Below are 19693 nucleotides of genomic sequence, written 5' to 3' on the forward strand. Positions count from 1 at the left end.
ACCAAACAAAAAATTGTACCTTTGTAACAATGAAGTACATCTATCTTTTTCTTGCCATAGCCGCTGAGATATTTGCAACCACTTTTCTAAAGAAGTCTGCAGGTTTTACCCTTATAAAACCTACCCTTATCTGTATTGTAGGTTATATTATTGCCTTCTATTTTTTAAGTATCACACTTAAATACCTCCCCGTCGGAATATCCTATGCAATTTGGTCTGGGGTTGGTATTGTAGCCATTACGCTGATTGGTATGTTCTTATTCAAACAGATCCCCGATACAGCAGCCATTATCGGCATGGTCTTGATTGTCGTTGGAGTCATTATTATTAATCTCTTTTCAAAAATGGGCGCACATTAGCTGATCTAAGATCTAAATTTGTACTTTTGTAACTTACATAAATAAAAGGATACGTGTCGTTAGAGAAACTAAAACTTAGCAAAAGATTGACTGCTACGATGACCGAACTCGGTTACCTAGCTCCAAAGGAAATTCAAAGTAGATGCATTTCCAGAATTCTTGGTGGACAGGATGTAATTGCCATCGCTCCGGAAGGTGCTGGCAAAACCACAACTTATGTCTTATCTACCTTGATGAAGTTGAAATTCACAACAGATGAAGCTCCGAAGTTTTTGATCTTGGCGCCTAATGAAGAACGTATCGGCGAAATTGTTGAGAGATTCTACCAATTAAGCAAAAATAAAGGTCTTCGCATCATTGGATTACGGGCTTCAGGTAGCATGGAAGAAGAAATCGAAGAACTGGTTGATGGAAAAGATATTGTTGTAGCTACTCCAAATCGTGCAAGAGCGATCTATCTTAAATTGGCCTTGAATCTCAACCGTATTCAGACACTAATTATTGATGATGCTGAAGAGATTATCAAACAAGGAATGCAAAATACAGTAAGGGAATTAGCCGAAAGCTGTGGAAAGGTACAACATTTGGTTTTCAGTACTGTTGAACACCAAAAACTTTATGACATGATCGACAATTTCATGAATGAAAATTGTGCCTCAGTCGAAATAGATGAACTTGAAAATGACACTGTCGACACCCTGGATCTATTATTATATCATGTTCCCAATTTCACAACAAAGATCAATTTATTAAATCTTCTGTTGCAGGATAAAGAAGTATTTCAAAAAGTAATCGTCTTTGTAAACTCGAAACTTACTGCCCAAAAGTTGGCCAGCAGTTTGTTCAGTAGCAATAAAGAAGAAATTGCTATCCTCAATCCATTGTTCTACGATGATTTTGGCTACGAGACCATGGAAGATTTCAAGGAAAATAATCAATCTCGTGTCTTGATTATTTCACGGGAAAATACAAACGATGTGGACCTTTCCGCTATTCCATTCATTTTTCAATTTGAGTTACCGAATGAAAAGGAGGAATTCTTAAATCATCTTGTTAAAAATGACGATAATGAAGAATCAGTCGTGTTGACTTTCACAACAGATCTGGAATTACCAATGGTCAAAAAAATAGAACAGGCCGTCGGTAAAAGAATGGATGTTTTGGAATTGCCTGAGGACCTTGCAATCTATAATCCCATCGCCGACAAAAAGAAAAAGTCGAGCAAGGAGGAAGATAAAGAAGATCTTTCCCGTGGCGGTGCTTTTCACCAAAAGAAAGAAAGCAATGCCAAAACCTTTAATTATGGGGGTGGTGAAAAGGCAAAAATGACGATGAAAATGAAAAAGAAATAAAAATAGAAAAGGGAAGTTTTAAGCTTCCCTTTTCTATTTTTATTTCTTGTGCTGACGGATGTATGCTAATCCAATAAATCTGTTTCATATACGATACACTATTATTGATTCAGTGAATTCCGAACGCCCATATCCAGAGCGTCTCCGTTAACAATAGCCTACTTTAGAATTTTTTTCAATAATTTAATATACGCATTTGCGATTCTTTCCATACCTTGATCATTTGGATGAGCATAGTCTACAGTCGAATTCAGATCCAGATTAAGCTCTTGGCTCGACAATAAGAAAAGCTGGCGAACCCCTTTCGATTGTAATTTTTCAAACGCAGCTTTCAGTACACGGCTACTTTGCTGATACTCTGCATTTTTATCTTCATTAAAGACTTCTGCTATACTTCCCGAACTATGCTGGGTCAAAATGATAGGCGTTGCGGGATGTTCTTTTCTTAAAAATGTCACCGCATGGACCAACAAAGAATCCAATTGTGTCTCTGTTAACGATTTCGAAATAGCCAGATTGGGAATACAATCGAGAATATAGCAGGCGGCATCTTCTTGGTTCATCATATTTAAAATAGGCTGTTCAAGTCGACCATTTCCAGAGAAACATAAATTGATCACTTCGTTATTAAATGCCCTTCCTACCTGACTGGTCCAAGCCAAACCAGGACGGCTTGTACAGGCCCCCTGTCCGATCGAGGTTCCATAGACAACAATGGGCTTTGCTGCTGTGGTATGAGTATACGTTAATTTAGCCGTATTTGGCACACCAATCTTTAACCACTTAACAGTATTGTAGAGCGGAAGATATAAGCGATAATTAAATTTTTCATTGCGCCCAATATTCTTCCACGTATAAGAAATAGTATCCGAAAAATCATAACTGCCATAAGCCCACTTCCATTCTTTCTTTACCGTATCATAAGCATAAAGATCCAGCCCACTAACACCTGTTGTTGGCATATGGGGCATATTTAAGCCTCCGGCAACTTGGTATTGAACTGTAATCTCAGGCGAAGAAGTTTGAAAGTCAATATAGAATCCTGCGCTATTCTTACCTAGCTCCCATACTGGTTTACGTACCTGACTTTCCAATTCATCGGGAAGTCTGTTGAAGGCCGAAAGCTTCTGATTCTCCAGCCTACCTTCCACATGCTTATCTTCTAGTGGAGAAAACCAACTATAACTCTCCTGCGCTTTGATGGCAGAAAAAGACAACAACAAAAACGCTGTCAATGCAACTTTTGAGAACATACAATAATTTAGCTTTAAGTTTGGTGTAATTGATTATAAAAAAGGAGCCTATTGGCTCCTTTCTATTGCGATTTATTTATTATACTATAAAATAGCTTGTCTAACTCGGACCAGTTTTTCCATCAAGCCTTCAAGTAAATCCAAATGTAACATATTGGCGCCATCAGACTTCGCATTTGCCGGATCAGGATGTGTTTCTATAAACAGGCCGTCGGCTCCCACCGCTATTGCAGCTTTGGCTATTGTTTCAATTAATGCTGGTTTCCCTCCTGTTACGCCAGAAGTTTGATTCGGTTGTTGTAAGGAATGTGTACAGTCCATTATCGTGGGCACGTTAAAAGAACGCATTTCGGGAATCCCGCGATAATCTACAATGAGATCCTGATAGCCGAACGTATTACCGCGATCAGTTAAAAAAACCTTCTCATTTCCAGATTCCACGATCTTATCCACTGCAAATTTCATAGATCCAGCACTCAAAAACTGACCTTTCTTTACATTGACCACCTTGTTCGTTTTTGCTGCTGCAACTAATAAATCAGTCTGTCTGCACAAAAATGCTGGAATTTGAAGAACGTCAACGTATGCGGCTGCCATTTCCGCCTCATGGCTCTCATGGATATCCGTCACCGTCGGTACACCAAAAGTTTTCCCAACTTTCTCTAAAATCTTCAACGCTTTCTCATCACCTATTCCCATAAATGAATCTAGGCGCGATCTATTGGCCTTGCGGTAGGATCCTTTGAAAATGTACGGAATATTTAGTTTATCTGTAATTGTAACAATCTTTTCAGCAATACGCAAAGCGATTTCTTCTCCTTCAATTGCACATGGCCCCGCCATTAAAAAGAAATTCTGCGATGTCCCATTCTTGATTTCGGGAATGTATTTGTTAATCATATAATTATAAAAAATTAATTGCCGAGTTCTGATAAAAATTTGATTCGCATCAATTGGAGATCCTCATAGCTATAATCATCTCCACCTAATTCTTTAAGCGCATCATTAATTGAATCAGTCTCTGCTGTCTTAAAATAGTCATATACCTCATCTTGACGATCCTCATCTATGACCTCATCAATAAAGTAATTGATATTGATTTTCGTTCCTGCGTTTACGATCGTCTCAATTTCTTTCAATATTTCTTCATAAGTTATCCCCTTAGCTGAGGCAATATCATCTAATGCAATTTTACGATCGATATTTTGAATAATAGACACTTTTAATGCCGATTTATTAGCTGTACTCTTAATGACAAGATCCACAGGTCTATCAATTTCATTCTCCTCAACATAGTCTTTGATCAAGGCAATAAATGGAGCACCAAATTTAATCGCTTTACCATTCCCTACCCCCTGAATCTGTTTCAACTCATCGATAGCAATTGGATAATGTGTACACATTTCTTCCAGCGAAGGATCTTGAAAGATAACAAACGGCGGCAGGGACTTGCCCTTTGCAATTTTCTTACGTAAATCTTTAAGCATACCCAACAAGACGGTATCTAAGGCCCCTGTACCCTGGCCTGTATCTTCCGAACTTGTATTATCCCCCCCTTCAATTGGACGATTCAAAACAAATTTTAGTTGATAAGGATTATCCAGATAATGACGACCAATAGCTGTCAATTTTAAAAGGCCATAATGATCAATATCTTTTTCGATAAAGTTATCAAGCACTGCCTGCCTAAGTAAGGATTTCCAATAAATAACACCTTTATCTTTGCCCTTTCCGAAAAGACGATGTTCATCATGTTTATAGGCGGATACGGGTTGGTTGTTTTGGCCGATCATGACGTTAATCACGTGATGATCATCAAATTTTTCACCCTGTTCTTGAATAAAGCCCAATACATCTTTTAAAGCGTCTTCGGCCTCAAAATATTCTTTTTCCGAACGACAATTATCACACATATTATTACAGCCCTGCTCGTCAAAATTTTCTCCAAAATAATGAAGAATCTGTTTACGGCGACATACTGCAGACTCCGAATAATCAATAACCTCTTTTAAGATCTGTGTGCCAATCTCACGTTCAGCCACAGGTTTATCTTTCATAAACTTGGTCAGTTTTTCAACATCTTTTTCCGAATAAAAAGCCAAGCAATAACCATCGCCCCCATCACGTCCAGCACGTCCAGTTTCCTGATAATATCCCTCCATGGATTTAGGAATATCGTGGTGAATCACATAACGAACATCAGGTTTATCTATTCCCATACCAAAAGCAATGGTAGCCACAATCACTTCGACATCCTCCATCAAAAATTTATCCTGTGTATCTGCTCTTGTTTTGGCGTCTAAACCCGCGTGGTAAGGTAAAGCTTTGATGCCATTTAGGTTCAAAACCTCACTGATTTCTTCTACCTTTTTACGGCTCAAACAATAGACAATGCCCGTCTTACCCGATTTGGTTTTGATAAAACGTACAATTTCTTTTACGACATCTTTTTTAGGTCTTACCTCGTAATATAAGTTGCTACGATTAAATGATGACTTAAATAAAACAGCATCAGTCATCTGCAAATTTTTACGAATATCAGACTGTACTTTAGGTGTTGCTGTCGCTGTAAGCGCAATAATAGGAATATTGGCCCCTATTTCATTAATGACCTGGCGTATTTTACGATATTCTGGTCTAAAATCGTGTCCCCATTCGGAAATACAATGCGCTTCGTCAACCGCTACAAATGACACGGTGATTTGGTGTAAAAAGTCCAAATTATCTTGCTTAGCAAGAGATTCCGGAGCGACATACAGCAATTTGGTCTTCCCAGCGATTACATCATCCTTAACCTTTGTAATCTCACTTTTATTCAATGAAGAATTCAAAAAATGAGCGATACTATCTTCGCCACCGAATGCACGAAGCTGATCTACTTGGTTTTTCATTAAAGCAATCAACGGAGAAATAACAATTGCAGTCCCCTCACTCATGAGTGCTGGAAGTTGATAGCAAATTGATTTCCCTCCTCCGGTTGGCATAATTACAAACGTGTCTCTCCGTTGAAGAATACTGTTTATAATTGCCTCCTGATCCCCCTTAAAAGTATCAAAACCAAAAAAATCTTGTAAATTGTCGAAAAGTGATTTTTCTATTTCCATTGCGCCTTGGGCAAAAATAAGATAGATAAATGAAGAAATAATCTTGAAAAATAATCTATTTTTGCAATCTATTCTAATACATAAAAGTAAGAGTATTTTTTGTGAAAAACAACTACGAAATAAAAAATATAGCTATTCAAGCTATTCAAGAAGAAGCCAAGGCAGTAGCTGCTTTAGCTCAATATATTGATGATGATTTTGTTACCGTTGTCGATCGTATTCTTAATTTGCACGGCCGAGTTATTGTAACTGGAATTGGTAAAAGCGCTATTATTGCTCAAAAGATAGTTGCAACGCTCAATTCGACAGGTACACCATCGATTTTTATGCATGCTGCTGATGCTATCCATGGAGATCTTGGTATCATCCAACAAAATGATTTGATTATTGCCATCTCTAAAAGTGGTAATACACCTGAGATTAAAGTACTTGTTCCCTTTTTAAAACAGACAAAGAATGTATTGGTTGCTTTGGTCGGAAATACAGATTCCTACCTCGCTAAAAATGCCGACTATATTTTAAATACCACCATTGAGAAAGAAGCTTGTCCCAACAACCTTGCACCAACTTCAAGTACAACTGCTCAGTTGGCAATGGGTGATGCGCTTGCCGTGGTATTACAAGAGTGCCGTGATTTCACGGATAAAGATTTTGCAAAATACCATCCAGGAGGAGCATTAGGCAAAAAGCTGTACTTAAGAGTCGGCGATCTATCCGATCAGAATGGCAAACCTAGCGTCCCGCAACAAGCCACAGTAAGTGATATCATCATCACCATAACACAGTTTAGACTGGGAGCTGTCGCCGTGTTGGATGATGAAAACATACTTGGCATCATCACAGATGGTGATATCCGTCGTATGCTGGAGAAACACACGGATTTAGCGACAATTACTGCCGCCGATATCATGGGAAAATCACCTAAAATTATCGATAAAGATGAATTGGCCGCCAATGCGCTCCATATTATGCGTGAAAACAATATCACACAACTATTGGTTTCCGACAAAGGAAATTACGCTGGTGTTATCCACATACAGGATCTATTGAAAGAAGGGATAATATAACTGTAATAAAGTTGTTAGATGTACAATAAATTGGCAATAAATATTAAATTTGGCATATCAGTTGTACTATTTTAATCGTAAAGTAATATTTTAGAAGCATGAAAAAGTATATAACAATCTTAGCAGTGATCATTTCCTTTATTGGTTTTTCTTCGATGCAAACAGGACAAGGAGAATTTAAATTCGAAAAAGAAACACATGATTTTGGTAAAATTCCTGCCGGCACGCCCGTTTCGTATAATTTCAAATTTTCTAACACCGGTAGCGAGCCAATTATCATTTCCAACGTGGTGCCTACCTGTGGATGTTCTGTAGCAGAATTTACAAAAACGCCAATCAAACCAGGAGAAAGTGGTACGATTAAAGTGACTTACAATGCTGCAGCAAAAGCGCCATTCACAAAGAGCTTCACGGTGCAGTCGAATACCAAGACTCCTGTAAAAACGCTATACATTAAGGGTATTGTAGAATAACAATTCCCATAGATAAAACGAAAAAAGCCACATTATCATGTGGCTTTTTTCGTTTTATTTTGGTTAGCTTTGCACTACTAATTTTAAAAAAACTATAATGCCAGTAATATCAGAAAAAGGGCTGAATATGCCTGCGTCGCCTATTAGAAAGTTGACGCCATATGCTGATCAAGCAAAAAAAGAAGGTAAAAAGATATATCACCTCAATATCGGACAACCTGATATCCAAACACCTGAAGTGATGCTTAATGCTTTGAAAAATATACAGTTCAAAGTGTGGGCCTACACACCTTCTGAAGGTACAGCCTCTTACCGAAACAAGTTAGCAGAATATTATAATAAGCTAAATTATAATATCGAGCCGACAGATATATTAGTAACAAATGGTGGTTCGGAAGCGATTATGATCGCTATGCAAGCCTGTTTAAATGAAGGCGAAGAGATCATCATTCCAGAGCCATTTTATGCGAATTACAATGGTTTTGCTTGTTCCTCCGATGTGGTAATCAAACCAATCATGTCCTATATTGAAAGTGGATTTGCATTACCTTCCATCGCCGAATTTGAAAAAGTAATTACCGCTACAACCAAAGCAATCTGCATCTGTAATCCAAATAACCCTACAGGTTACCTTTATTCCAGAGAAGAACTCGAAGCTCTTCGTGAACTTTGTCTAAAATATGATCTTTACCTTTTTTCAGATGAGGCTTATCGTGAATTTTGTTACGATGGCAGAGAGTTTATCTCACCAATGCATTTAGAAGGTCTCGAAAATAATGTCGTTATTTTTGATACAGTATCAAAACGTTACTCCGCTTGTGGTGCGCGTATTGGATGTATCATTACCAAAAACAAAGAACTATATCAGACAGCACTGAAATTTGCACAAGCGCGCTTAAGCCCATCCTTAGAAGGACAAATAGCGGGTGAAGCTGCTGTTGATACACCAGACAGTTACTTCGAGGCGGTATCCAAAGAATATACAGCAAGAAGAGATACCCTCGTAAAAGGGCTCAATGCCATTGAAGGAGTTTACTCTCCTAACCCGGGTGGAGCATTTTACGTCGTAGCCAAATTACCAATTGATAATGCAGATAAATTCTGTCAATGGATGTTGGAAGAGTTCTCTTACAATAACGAAACAGTTATGATGGCTCCAGCTACGGGCTTTTATAGTACAGAGGGTGCTGGAGTAAATGAAGTCCGCCTGGCCTATGTACTGAATCAGGATGATCTTAAAAGCGCTTTAGTTTGCTTAGAGAAAGCACTCCAAGTGTATCCGGGACGCACAAATTAACAATAAGATAACAGCACTTAAGAAAGGCGGAACATGCATGTTCCGCCTTTTTCTTTTTTCATGGTTCCTTCCCATAAACCCCTGTTCTATTTCTTTTTAAAAAAAAACAAAACAAAGTTTTGAAGCATCTTGTTCTTCTAATAGTAACAAAAGCGATTTCATATGGATAAATTGAAGAAATTCCAATTGATGGAAAAAATAGCGAGAGAATTAGAAGATGTCAGAAATAGCCAGCAAGCTGTTTTGGAAAAAATAGGCAAAATCGAAGTTGATAACATTGAACTCGGCGATAAAAATATCGAAAAAACAATTCCCGATATCTATCAACGTACAGCAGATAATTCAGATGCTATTAAAGCTCTTCTGGAATCTTTTCAAGATGAGACAGCAGAGTTTGGAGAAAAGAACAATGTTGGAAAATTATTGGAACAACAACAAATTAACAGTATAAAATAATGATATTCCAAACACAAAGAAGGTCGATTAAATAATCGGCCTTCTTTGTGTTTTATAATTGGACTTTTGCAGCCTTAGCTTTCAAATACTCTTCTTCAACAAAATGGAGCTGTTGTTCTGGTGTCAGATTAGAATTATCCAAAACAATCGCGTCTTCCGCTTGTCGTAATGGACTTTCCGCACGGGTACTGTCGATACGGTCACGTGTTGCAAGATTTTCCACGACTTCTTCCAACGTCACATCCTCCCCTTTTTCCGTCAACTCCAAATAACGTCGCGCAGCACGTACTTTAGGATCGGCCGTCATAAAAATCTTCAGATCAGCATCTGGAAAAACAGTAGTACCGATATCACGGCCATCCATAATAATATTTCGTCTGCTACCCAATTTTTGCTGCTGGGCAACCATGGCAACCCGGACAGCTTTAATTGCACTCACATCACTAACTTTATCAGAAATATACATCTGACGGATCTCTTCCGAAATATCCTCATCATTTAGATGGATCTCCGTCTTTATTGCATTTGGGATAAAATCAATATGGATATCTTTTAGTGCGCTTTCGATCGCTTCTTGATCATCCAGCGCTATTTTATGCCGGATAAAATAGAGTGTGACGGCCCTATACATAGCTCCACTGTCAATAAAGGCAAACTTCAGTTTTTTTGCCAAAGCCTTTGCCAGGGTACTCTTGCCGCAGGAGGAAAAACCATCTATGGCGATAATAAAATTGTGATGTCCACTCATTATTCGTTTCCTCCTATGATTACACCGGGACGATTGACCAAAGGAACCTTAGTCAGGTTACCATCCACAATGCTTTCGGGTAAAAAGATATATTTTTTATCGTAAATAATATTATCAATATAAAAACTCAACCAATATTCATTTGTCAACCCGAATACCTGTTCGTCAATCGCTTCAACACGATCGAACGATTTAGCTTCTATATTTCCAATAAAATGACGCAAAGTTGTTGTTGTTACTTGTCGGCCATCCTTTTCGCCATAACCTTTTGAGCTGATCAGCACATTCTGAATGGCAATGTTCTTGTCATTGATAACATAGACAGTCCAATTTTTTGTCTCCACCGTCTCACCTTCCAAAACAACGGCGATCATAATATCTTTGACAATATTTTCAGGCAAATCTGCTTTCATCCTTATTTAGACTTTGTAGTTTTTTTAGCTGGAGCCTTCTTTGCTGTAGCTTTTTTTGCTACAGTTTTCTTTTCTGTTGTTTTTGCTTTGGTCGCTTTTCCTTTCGGAGCATCCGCCTCAGCCCATTTCAGCACATCCGCATACGTGATTTTTTCGATCTCAGTTCCTTTAGGGATTTTCAGATTTTGCTTACCAAAACGAATAAATGGCCCCCAGCGTCCCTGCTCGATTTGAGCATCTGGATTTTCATCAAAAACCCGAATCACTTTCTCGATATCTTTCTGACGTTTGTCTTTGATAATCTGTATCGCCTCTTCTTCTGTTACGTCCAAAGGATCAACACCTTTTGGTAAGGAGTAAAACGATGAATTGTGACGTATATAAGGTCCAAATCGTCCAACCGCGACAGTCATTTCTTTATCTTCAAATAAACCGACTTTTTTCGGTAATTTGAACAATTCCATGGCATCCTCAAAAGTAATGGTTTCGATCATTTGTCCCTTCCGCAAGGAAGCAAAACGAGGTTTTTCTTCATCGTCGGGAGAACCAATCTGTACCAACGGGCCGAACTTACCAATACGAACCGAAACGGGCTTTCCGGAAACAGGATCGACACCGAGCTCACGCTCATTATTCGCACGATCTGCATTTACTAAAGTATCTTCTACTTCAGAATGAAAAGGTCCATAGAAATCATGCAACATTTTTGTCCATTCGGTCAGTCCATGCGCAATATCGTCAAATTCCTTTTCTACGTTGGCCGTAAAATGAAAATCCACAATACCGTTGAAGTGTTCAACCAAAAAGTCATTCACCACAACACCGATATCCGTTGGAAACATTTTTCCTTTTTCGGCACCGGTTATTTCGGTTTTTGTTACCGCTGTTAATTCGGCATCCTTTAATGTCAGTACACGGTAATCGCGCGATTTACCTTCACGCTCTTCCTTTACAACATAACCGCGGTTTTGAATAGTTGAAATCGTAGGGGCGTAAGTTGAAGGACGGCCAATTCCCAATTCCTCCAATTTTTTCACCAAAGCAGCTTCCGTATAACGTGCTGGAGGTCGTGTAAAACGCTCCGTTGCCGACATGTTTTTCAAAGTCAATGGCATACCAATGGCTAACGGTGGAAGAATGGCATTGTCACTATCTTCGTCCATCGCGTTGTCTTGATCGTCATCCAAGGATTCCATGTAAACTTTCAAGAACCCATCAAATTTCATAACCTCTCCCGAAGCATTCAAATCTTCGGTACGGGTTGAGATGTCGATCTTTGCCAATGTACGTTCAAACTCCGCCTCACTCATTTGGGAAGCAATTGCTCTTTTCCAAATGAGCTCATATAATCTTTTTTCGGATGCATCACCATCAATGGTGTGCTCAGAGAAATAAGTAGGACGAATAGCTTCGTGTGCTTCTTGTGCACCCGATGTTTTTGTTTTATATTTTCTGAGCTTATGGTACTGGTTGCCGTAAGCCGATTTGATTTCCTTTTCAGCAGCTTCAATCGCCGTATCACTCAAATTAACAGAATCGGTACGCATATAAGTAATTCGTCCTGATTCATACAGCCTTTGCGCCACCTGCATGGTGCGGGCAACCGAAAATCCAAGCTTTCTACTTGCTTCCTGCTGTAATGTTGATGTGGTAAATGGCGCCGCTGGTGAACGCTTTGCAGGTTTTGTTTCTAGATTTTTTACTGAAAACAGTGCTGCTTTACAATCTTCCAAAAATTTAGTCGCCTCTGCTTCTGTTGCAAAACGCTGCGGAAGTTCGGCTTTAAAACTATCTTTAACTTTTCCCGTATGAAAAAAAGCAACGATCTTAAAAGCCGCTTCAGGTTCAAATTTATTGATTTCACGCTCACGATCTACAATCAGACGAACCGCAACAGACTGCACCCGTCCAGCAGATAAGGAAGGCTTCACCTTTTTCCATAGAACCGGAGATAATTCAAAACCGACTAATCGATCTAGAACTCTTCGCGCTTGTTGTGCATTTACTAAGTTATAATCTATTTTACGCGGATTGTCAATAGCCTTCAGAATAGCTGGCTTCGTAATCTCATGAAACACAATCCTTTTTGTACTTTCATCTTTTAATCCCAAAGTCTCAAATAAGTGCCATGAAATAGCCTCTCCTTCGCGGTCCTCATCGGACGCTAACCAAACGGTTTCTGCAGCTTTAGCCAATTTCTTCAGTTCACTTACAACCGCCTTTTTGTCGGAGGGAACTTCATACTTTTGTTCAAAATTCTTTTCGGTATCAATTGCATCATCGGTTTTCACCAAGTCGCGAATATGTCCATAACTTGACTTGACCAAAAAATCCTTTCCTAAATACCCTTCTATCGTTTTCGCTTTCGCTGGAGACTCAACTATCAATAAATTTTTCGCCATCTAATTTGAGATTTGTGCAAATAAAGGGAATTCTGAAAGGAATGACAATAATTTCTTGCAAAAAAGACAAAAAAAATAGATTTCATGTCAACAATTAAGAAATTTATCCAAGGACAAAGGACCGCGCAACGGAGTTGAGCTCGACACAGAAACGCTGTCAGACCAAGCGAATTTGCCACTCCAACAACTTTGTTTCCGTCTATTTCAGACAAAAACAAATTCATTTAACTTTATTCGGTTTCGAATCAACCTTCATAAAGTTGCAAAATCAAATATTCGAAACAGTTAAAATACGTATAAGTAAAATATATATGTATATTCGCTTATTCAAAAGGGCAATATATAACAACTCCCCTATTTTGTTTAAATATTTTAATAATGAAAAGAAGTCTTCTCAGAATTGCCTTTTGGGGCACGTTATTACCATTTGTATCTTGTTCAGTTATGAAAGATTCAGCAAAATCAAATTCAGGCAATTTCCCTAAACTTAGTCTGGAAGCACATCGCGGCGGCCGCGGCCTATATCCTGAAGAGTCTATCGCTGCCATGAAAAATGCAATAGATCTGGCAAAGGTGACCACACTGGAAATGGATTGCCACATTACCAAAGATCGTAAGGTTGTTGTCTTTCACGACGATTATCTTAACCCAAAATTTGTATTGAAACCCAATGGCTCCGAAATTTCTGACAAGGATAAACCGCTGAGAATTTATGATATGCTTTATAAAGATCTGATTAAATACGATATCGGATCGAAATTTTATAAAGAGTTTCCTGAACAGAAAAAACAGGTTACGCGTATAGCAAAACTATCAGACCTTATTGACAGTACTGAAGCCTACGCAAGTGTAAAAAGGAAAGCGCCGATCTTTTATAATATCGAAGTGAAGAGTAAGGAAGATAAAGATGGTATTTTCCATCCAAGAGTAGAAGAATTTGTGGACCTTATGGTACAGGTAATCACCGATAAGAAAATTGCTTCACGAACCGTCATCCAATCGTTTGACAGTAGAGCTATTAAATATCTGCACAAAGCATATCCTCAAATCAAAGTTTCTTATCTTATTGATGCAAACTATACCAAAAGCGTTGAGCAAACAATTGCAGCTTTGGGCTTTACACCTTTTATTATAAGTCCGCACTATAAAATAGCTACACGCGATTTTATTGCACAGTGCCATAAAGCGGATATCAAGGTTATTCCATGGACAGTCAATACAAAGGACGAGATAGAACAGCTGAAGGCTGTAAAGGTTGATGGAATTATTAGCGATTACCCCAATTTGTTTTAACAAACACCTTGCTTGTTTCGCTTAGAATGAAAAAAATTGAGCTCTAGTTCATCTCAATGCCAGGAGAAACCAAGCCACACCAAAGCAAAGTACCTCGTTAATCACCTCAACTACTTTGCTTTGGTTTTGTTTTTTAATGCTTTGTCAATATATTCCCGTCCCTTTTGAACCAAAAATTCAGAGCGGTGATAATCCCAAAGGTTACAGATATTATAGGGAATATCCACCACCACATCGGGATGGTATAAATCAACAATCATACGGCTCATTTTCCTGCGCATCACATAGTACGAGGCTTGTAGAATATCCAAGGAATTCGAAGTCTTCGGATCCAGTTTTTTGATAACAGAATATTGTTTATCCGGTTTAGATTCCAGATTGACAGCAATGATTAAATTCTCTTTCTTGGTTACATGATTTATGGGCAATGGATTCAGTACACCACCGTCAACGTACACATGGTTCTCCTCCTCTACCGCTGTAAATACAGCTGGAATTGCAATCGAAGCCCGAATGGCATCATACATACTCCCAAAATCCAGCACAACCTCCTTTTCGTAGTTTAGATCTGTCGCAACGGCTTTAAACAAAATTGGAAAAGTCTCTATATTAGCATCGGGGATCACAGATTTCAAGGCATTAAACACCTTGACCCCCTTCATCATTCCTAGTCCCTTCCAGCTAAAATCCATCATATTAAAGACCGATTTCTTCGTCAGGCGCTGCATCCAATCTTCGAGAACATCCATCTTCCCCTGCGCATAAATACCACCGACAAGTGCTCCTATTGAACAACCTACCACCTCATCGATTTCAAAGCCCAGCTCTTCAAGCCGTCGAATAATACCAATATGCACAAGACCTCTTGCACCACCTCCGCCCAGGACAAGGGTAACTTTACGATTCAAAAAAGCTTTCTCCAACATAATTATACAAGTACATGAAACACTTGTTTACATCCAAGCAACAATGTAAACAGATAATCATCGTTATTATATGTATTTTTGATTACAATATACGCAGTAAAAAAAGAAATATGAAAATAGAAATTTGGTCGGACATTATTTGTCCATTTTGTTATATTGGCTTGACAAAGCTTGAATTGGCTCTTCAACAAACCGCAAGTAAGCCAGCCGCTGAAATCATCTGGAAATCGTATCAGCTTAACCCCGACTATCCCGAAGATGCTCCGGCAATGCCAACCTACGATTACCTCGTTCAAACGAAAGGCATGAGCATGGACGATGTTGTTGCAATGACTTCACAGCTCAGTGCGCAGGGAAAAGAGCTGGGTATTGACCTGAATTTTGAAAAAGCAATCGTTGTAAATACAAAAAAAGCTCATCGTCTGATCCATTTTGCCCAGGCGCAGCAAAAAGGCACTCAGATCAAAAAAGCCTTATTTAAGGCTCATTTCACCGATGGTCTCGATGTAAATAACAATGAGGTTCTCGTCACTATCGCAACGCAAGAGCAGCTTTCCGCTCAGGATGTAAAAAACTTATTGGAATCGGATGAATTTGCTTATGATGTTGCACAGGATATCCAAGAAGGTGTCAGCTTAGGACTCCGAGGTGTTCCTTTCTTTGTATTTGACAGAAAATACGCTATCCCCGGAGCACAGCCCATGGAAGTCTTTCACAATACAATAAATGAATGCCTGGCCGGTCAGCCTGCACCTCTTGAACGCAGAGGCGAAGAAGGCCCTTCATGTGATCCTGAAACAGGAAAATGTGAATAAAGAAAGAAAAAATTATTGTTTAATTTTACTATTTTCGCAAGCTTATAACGACAAACAAATTTGGTATAAATGCAGTTAACCAAACTAGAAATTAAAGGATTTAAGAGTTTCGGAGACAAGATCACGATCAACTTCAATGATGGTGTCACAGCGATTGTCGGTCCCAATGGATGCGGAAAGTCCAATGTGGTCGACGCCATACGCTGGGTACTGGGGGAACAAAGTACAAAGATGCTTCGCTCCGATAAAATGGAAAATATTATCTTCAATGGAACGAAAAATAGAAAGCCGGCAAACCTTGCAGAGGTTTCGCTGACCTTCAACAACAACAATAATATTTTACCAACGGAATTCTCTACAGTGACGGTCACCCGTAAGCTGTTTCGCAACGGCGATAGTGAATATCGATTGAATGATGTCAAATGTCGTTTAAAAGATATCACGGATCTGTTCCTGGATACCGGAGTTGGTGCCGACAGTTATTCGATCATCGAATTGAAAATGATTGATGAAATTATCAACAACAAAGATAATTCACGTCGCAACCTCTTTGAAGAAGCATCCGGAATCTCGAAGTATAAAGTTCGTAAAAAACAAACTTTAGCAAAGCTGAGAGATACTGAAGCCGATCTTTCCCGTGTGGATGACTTGCTTTACGAAATCACAAAGAATCTCAAATCATTAGAAAATCAAGCTAAAAAAGCTGAAAAATATACCTCCCTTAAAGCAGAATACCGCCAGAGCAGTATCGATTTGGCTTATTATAGAATTGCTGATTTTTCGACCGAATTAGAAAGACTTCAGACACAAGAATCCAAGGTTCAAAAAGATGCCGTCAATGCACAGCAAAATATTCTGAACGCGGAAACTGAACTCCAAATACTCCGCCAGACAAATTTGGAACAGGAAAAAAACCTTTCGGTACAGCAAAAGACAACACAGGAATTTGTCAATAAAATCCGAGGTTATGAATCGGAAAAGAAGATCAAAAACGAAAAAGTCAAAAATCTTCAAGATAAAGAAAACCGACTGAACCTCGATATCAACAGCGATAAACAACAGCTTAATCATGTCCTCTACACCATTAAACGACTGAATGAGGAATTGTTTGATGAGCAAAATAAACTCGATTCGTTAAAAACAAATCTTGAATCGGATAAAACCGAAGTCGACGAATTGAGAGGACAGCAACAATCTGCAAAGGGAAAGCTCGATATTTTTAATAAGAGCAATGCTGAATTACAGGCAAAAATATACAAATTAGAAAAAGATCTTGCGGTATTCACAATTCAGAAAGAAGCTCTTCTGCAAGAATCTGTTCGCAATAGTGTAGATACAGAAGCAAAAGAAGCCGAATTGCTGCAGTTCAATTCCTCTGTTATGGAATTGGAAGGCCGTGTAGAAGCACAGCAGCTACAGTACGATTCAGCAAACCAGCAGGAAGAAGAGCTCCAAGGACAGATTAATCAGTGCCAGGCAAACCTCGAGGAATTTAAGGCCCAGCTTGCCAAAGATCTCCGCCTGGTAGATGCCAAACAAAACGAATACAACCTCACGAAATCCCTTGTTGATAATTTAGAAGGTTTCCCCGATTCCATTCGCTTCCTCAAGAAAAATGCAGGCTGGAAAAAGCAGCCCCCACTCCTATCAGATGTCCTTTTCTGTCAGGAAGATTACCGTGTGGCTATTGAGAACTACCTAGAGCCTATTATGAACCATTATGTTGTCGAAACACAACAAGATGCCGTTCAGGCTATCCAACTATTGAGCGATGCAGCAAAAGGAAGAGCTAATTTCTTTGTTTTAGATGCCATAGTAGATTCCCCAAGCGCTGCCTCCGCACCAAATGACAATTTGATGTCTGCGTTAGATGTGATTAACGTAGACGAAAAGTACAAGGCTTTATGTACGATGCTGCTCCAGCAAGTCTTCATCCTTAAACATGAAAATGAAAAGGAGCTGGATGAAAAGCTACCTGCTCTAGGACAGGTGATTCTACAAAAAAATGGACGTTATTCGAAACATCATTTAGGCCTTTCGGGTGGTTCAGTGGGATTATTTGAGGGCAAACGTATCGGAAGAGCGAAAAATCTGGAAGTGCTATCCCAAGAGATCAAAACCTTAAATCAGGAAATAGCAAAACTTGAAGATAAAATAACGGCCGAAACAGCTCGTTTGGATGCACTGCGTGGCAATTCACAGAAAGAGTTAATCGATGAGCTGCGCTTTCAGCTCAATAGACTGAATAATGAATTAATTACCGTCAAAACAAAGCAAGAGCAATACCAAGCCTTCATCAATAACTCCCAGGCCCGTAAAAAAGATATTCAGGAGAAAATTGAAGGTATAGAATCGGATTTAAAAATTGCGGAGCCACAGCTTCAGGAGCTCCGTCTGGAAAAAGAACAGAGTATAGCCGAATTATCGACTTTACAAGATCAGTTCCATGAAATATCTGAGGTACTTAACGAAAAATCAACCGCATACAATCAAGAGAATATCGCTTACCATCAACAGTTAAACAAAGTTTCCAATATCACAAAAGATCTCGAATTTAGAGAGACGCAGAAAGATGATCACGAAATCCGTGTGGAGCGAAACAGTGCAGAATTAGTTGAAGTGCAGGAAGCTTTAAGAACAACCATTCCATTTGAAGATGAAGAAGATCAGGATCTTATTGCCATGTATGAGCAGAAGATCGCCCTGGAAGATGGTCTCAAAGAATTGGAAGACGGCTACTATGCAGATAAGCAGAAAATCAATAACCTCGAAGATGCTCTGACACAGCAGCGTCGTTCAAAAGAACAGAGTGACTTTCTTGTTTCAGAGATCAAAGATAAAAAAACGGGTCTTCAGATCGACCTCAATGCCTTGAAAGAACGTCTTTCTGTTGAATTCAACGTTGAACTGAAAGACCTGATTGACCGTGAAGATGTGCCTGAGATCACAGAAGATCAGACGACATTGGCAACCAAATGCAGTAAACTCAAGAAACAGCTTGATGAATTTGGAACGATCAATCTAATGGCAAAAGAGGCTTTTGACGAGATGAATGAACGCTATGATTTCATTAACAAAGAGAAAGCTGATTTAATCGAAGCAAAAGGCTCATTGATGGCAACAATAAAAGAAATTGACGATACCGCTCAAGTTCAGTTTATGTTTACATTCGATGCCGTAAGGAATAACTTCGTCAAGGTATTCCGTTCGCTATTTAACGAAGAAGACAGCTGCGACCTGGTGCTCACAGACCCAAGCAATCCGCTGGATTCAGACATCGACATTATTGCAAGACCAAAAGGGAAAAGACCGCTGTCTATCAATCAGCTTTCGGGTGGTGAAAAGACCTTGACTTCAACAGCCTTGTTATTCTCACTCTATCTTTCTAAACCGGCACCTTTTTGTATATTCGATGAGGTGGACGCTCCGTTGGATGATACTAATATTGATAAATTCAATAATATTATCCGGGATTTTTCCAAGAATTCACAATTTATCGTGGTCTCACACAATAAAAAAACGATAGCAAGTACAGACATCATCTATGGCGTAACCATGGTTGAACAAGGTGTATCCCGTGTAGTTGCAGTAGATCTAAGAGAAGTTGCTTAGTGAGCAACGAAATACACAATAAATAAGACGGACTCAGGGGATCTACACCCGGTCCGTCTTATTTATACAGATCAATTTAATTTCCTCTCGCCTTTAATGAAATTCTTTGCTGCAACATGCTGT

General features: G+C 39.0%; 16 protein-coding genes. 9 read left to right on the forward strand and 7 right to left on the reverse strand.

Annotated features, from left to right (window positions below; all coding sequences use genetic code 11):
• Positions 1-29 precede the first annotated feature (29 nt).
• Complete coding sequence (locus tag AACH28_RS04020; protein WP_075992835.1) at positions 30-359, forward strand: multidrug efflux SMR transporter; 330 nt, start codon at positions 30-32, stop codon at positions 357-359.
• 53 nt (positions 360-412) lie between these two features.
• Positions 413-1711 carry a DEAD/DEAH box helicase gene (locus AACH28_RS04025; RefSeq protein WP_341832307.1) on the forward strand — a complete coding sequence of 433 codons (1299 nt, stop codon included), beginning with the start codon at positions 413-415 and terminating at the stop codon, positions 1709-1711.
• A gap of 158 nt (positions 1712-1869) precedes the next feature.
• On the opposite strand, the gene AACH28_RS04030 is transcribed toward AACH28_RS04025, so the two are convergent.
• The 3 genes from AACH28_RS04030 to recQ all read right to left on the reverse strand — a co-directional run bounded on the left by AACH28_RS04030 (position 1870) and on the right by recQ (position 6068).
• On the reverse strand, positions 1870-2964 hold the full coding sequence (locus tag AACH28_RS04030; RefSeq protein WP_341832308.1) for an SGNH/GDSL hydrolase family protein: 1095 nt from the start codon (positions 2962-2964) through the stop codon (positions 1870-1872).
• Between the two features lie 84 nt (positions 2965-3048).
• Positions 3049-3864: a 3-deoxy-8-phosphooctulonate synthase gene (gene kdsA, locus AACH28_RS04035; RefSeq protein WP_070561091.1), complete on the reverse strand. Its 816-nt coding sequence runs from the start codon at positions 3862-3864 to the stop codon at positions 3049-3051.
• Between the two features lie 14 nt (positions 3865-3878).
• Entirely contained in the window at positions 3879-6068 is a 2190-nt protein-coding gene (gene recQ / locus AACH28_RS04040) for a DNA helicase RecQ (protein WP_286767290.1), read from the reverse strand.
• A 101-nt stretch (positions 6069-6169) separates the two neighbouring features.
• Between recQ and AACH28_RS04045 the strand changes: the two genes are divergently transcribed.
• The 4 genes from AACH28_RS04045 to AACH28_RS04060 all read left to right on the forward strand — a co-directional run bounded on the left by AACH28_RS04045 (position 6170) and on the right by AACH28_RS04060 (position 9361).
• The gene (locus tag AACH28_RS04045; RefSeq protein WP_341832309.1) at positions 6170-7135 is read left to right on the forward strand and encodes a KpsF/GutQ family sugar-phosphate isomerase; all 966 of its coding nucleotides are present in this window, start codon (positions 6170-6172) and stop codon (positions 7133-7135) included.
• Positions 7136-7233: 98 nt separating this feature from the next.
• Positions 7234-7608, forward strand: a complete 375-nt coding sequence (locus tag AACH28_RS04050) for a DUF1573 domain-containing protein (protein ID WP_075992841.1) — start codon at positions 7234-7236, stop codon at positions 7606-7608.
• 97 nt (positions 7609-7705) lie between these two features.
• A complete protein-coding gene (locus AACH28_RS04055; RefSeq protein ID WP_341832310.1) occupies positions 7706-8905 on the forward strand; it encodes a pyridoxal phosphate-dependent aminotransferase in 1200 nt (399 codons plus the stop codon).
• 162 nt (positions 8906-9067) lie between these two features.
• Positions 9068-9361: a hypothetical protein gene (locus AACH28_RS04060; protein ID WP_070561096.1), complete on the forward strand. Its 294-nt coding sequence runs from the start codon at positions 9068-9070 to the stop codon at positions 9359-9361.
• Between the two features lie 52 nt (positions 9362-9413).
• Here the strand turns inward: AACH28_RS04060 and cmk are convergent, their stop codons facing one another.
• Genes cmk through topA form a run of 3 tightly spaced genes read right to left on the reverse strand, consistent with a single transcriptional unit; the run spans position 9414 to position 12924 of the window.
• Entirely contained in the window at positions 9414-10109 is a 696-nt protein-coding gene (gene cmk / locus AACH28_RS04065; protein WP_341832311.1) for a (d)CMP kinase, read from the reverse strand.
• The gene (locus AACH28_RS04070) at positions 10109-10522 is read right to left on the reverse strand and encodes a hypothetical protein (RefSeq protein ID WP_046672862.1); all 414 of its coding nucleotides are present in this window, start codon (positions 10520-10522) and stop codon (positions 10109-10111) included. The genes cmk and AACH28_RS04070 overlap by 1 nt, the downstream gene beginning before the upstream one ends.
• 2 nt (positions 10523-10524) lie before the next feature.
• Positions 10525-12924 (reverse strand): type I DNA topoisomerase, encoded by a 2400-nt coding sequence (gene topA / locus AACH28_RS04075; RefSeq protein WP_120334123.1) that lies wholly within the window; start codon positions 12922-12924, stop codon positions 10525-10527.
• A 444-nt stretch (positions 12925-13368) separates the two neighbouring features.
• Between topA and AACH28_RS04080 the strand changes: the two genes are divergently transcribed.
• Positions 13369-14217, forward strand: a complete 849-nt coding sequence (locus AACH28_RS04080) for a glycerophosphodiester phosphodiesterase family protein (RefSeq protein ID WP_341832312.1) — start codon at positions 13369-13371, stop codon at positions 14215-14217.
• 110 nt (positions 14218-14327) lie between these two features.
• Here AACH28_RS04080 and AACH28_RS04085 read toward each other — a convergent pair whose 3' ends face one another.
• Positions 14328-15143, reverse strand: coding sequence for a patatin-like phospholipase family protein (locus AACH28_RS04085; RefSeq protein ID WP_120334121.1), 816 nt, complete (start codon positions 15141-15143; stop codon positions 14328-14330).
• A gap of 110 nt (positions 15144-15253) precedes the next feature.
• Here AACH28_RS04085 and AACH28_RS04090 point away from each other — a divergent pair, with 110 nt between their 5' ends.
• Complete coding sequence (locus tag AACH28_RS04090) at positions 15254-15958, forward strand: DsbA family oxidoreductase (RefSeq protein ID WP_075992847.1); 705 nt, start codon at positions 15254-15256, stop codon at positions 15956-15958.
• 69 nt (positions 15959-16027) lie between these two features.
• Positions 16028-19570, forward strand: a complete 3543-nt coding sequence (gene smc, locus AACH28_RS04095) for a chromosome segregation protein SMC (RefSeq protein ID WP_341832313.1) — start codon at positions 16028-16030, stop codon at positions 19568-19570.
• Positions 19571-19693: the final 123 nt, after the last annotated feature.

The organism is Sphingobacterium thalpophilum, from assembly GCF_038396785.1.
Lineage (GTDB): Bacteria > Bacteroidota > Bacteroidia > Sphingobacteriales > Sphingobacteriaceae > Sphingobacterium > Sphingobacterium thalpophilum_A.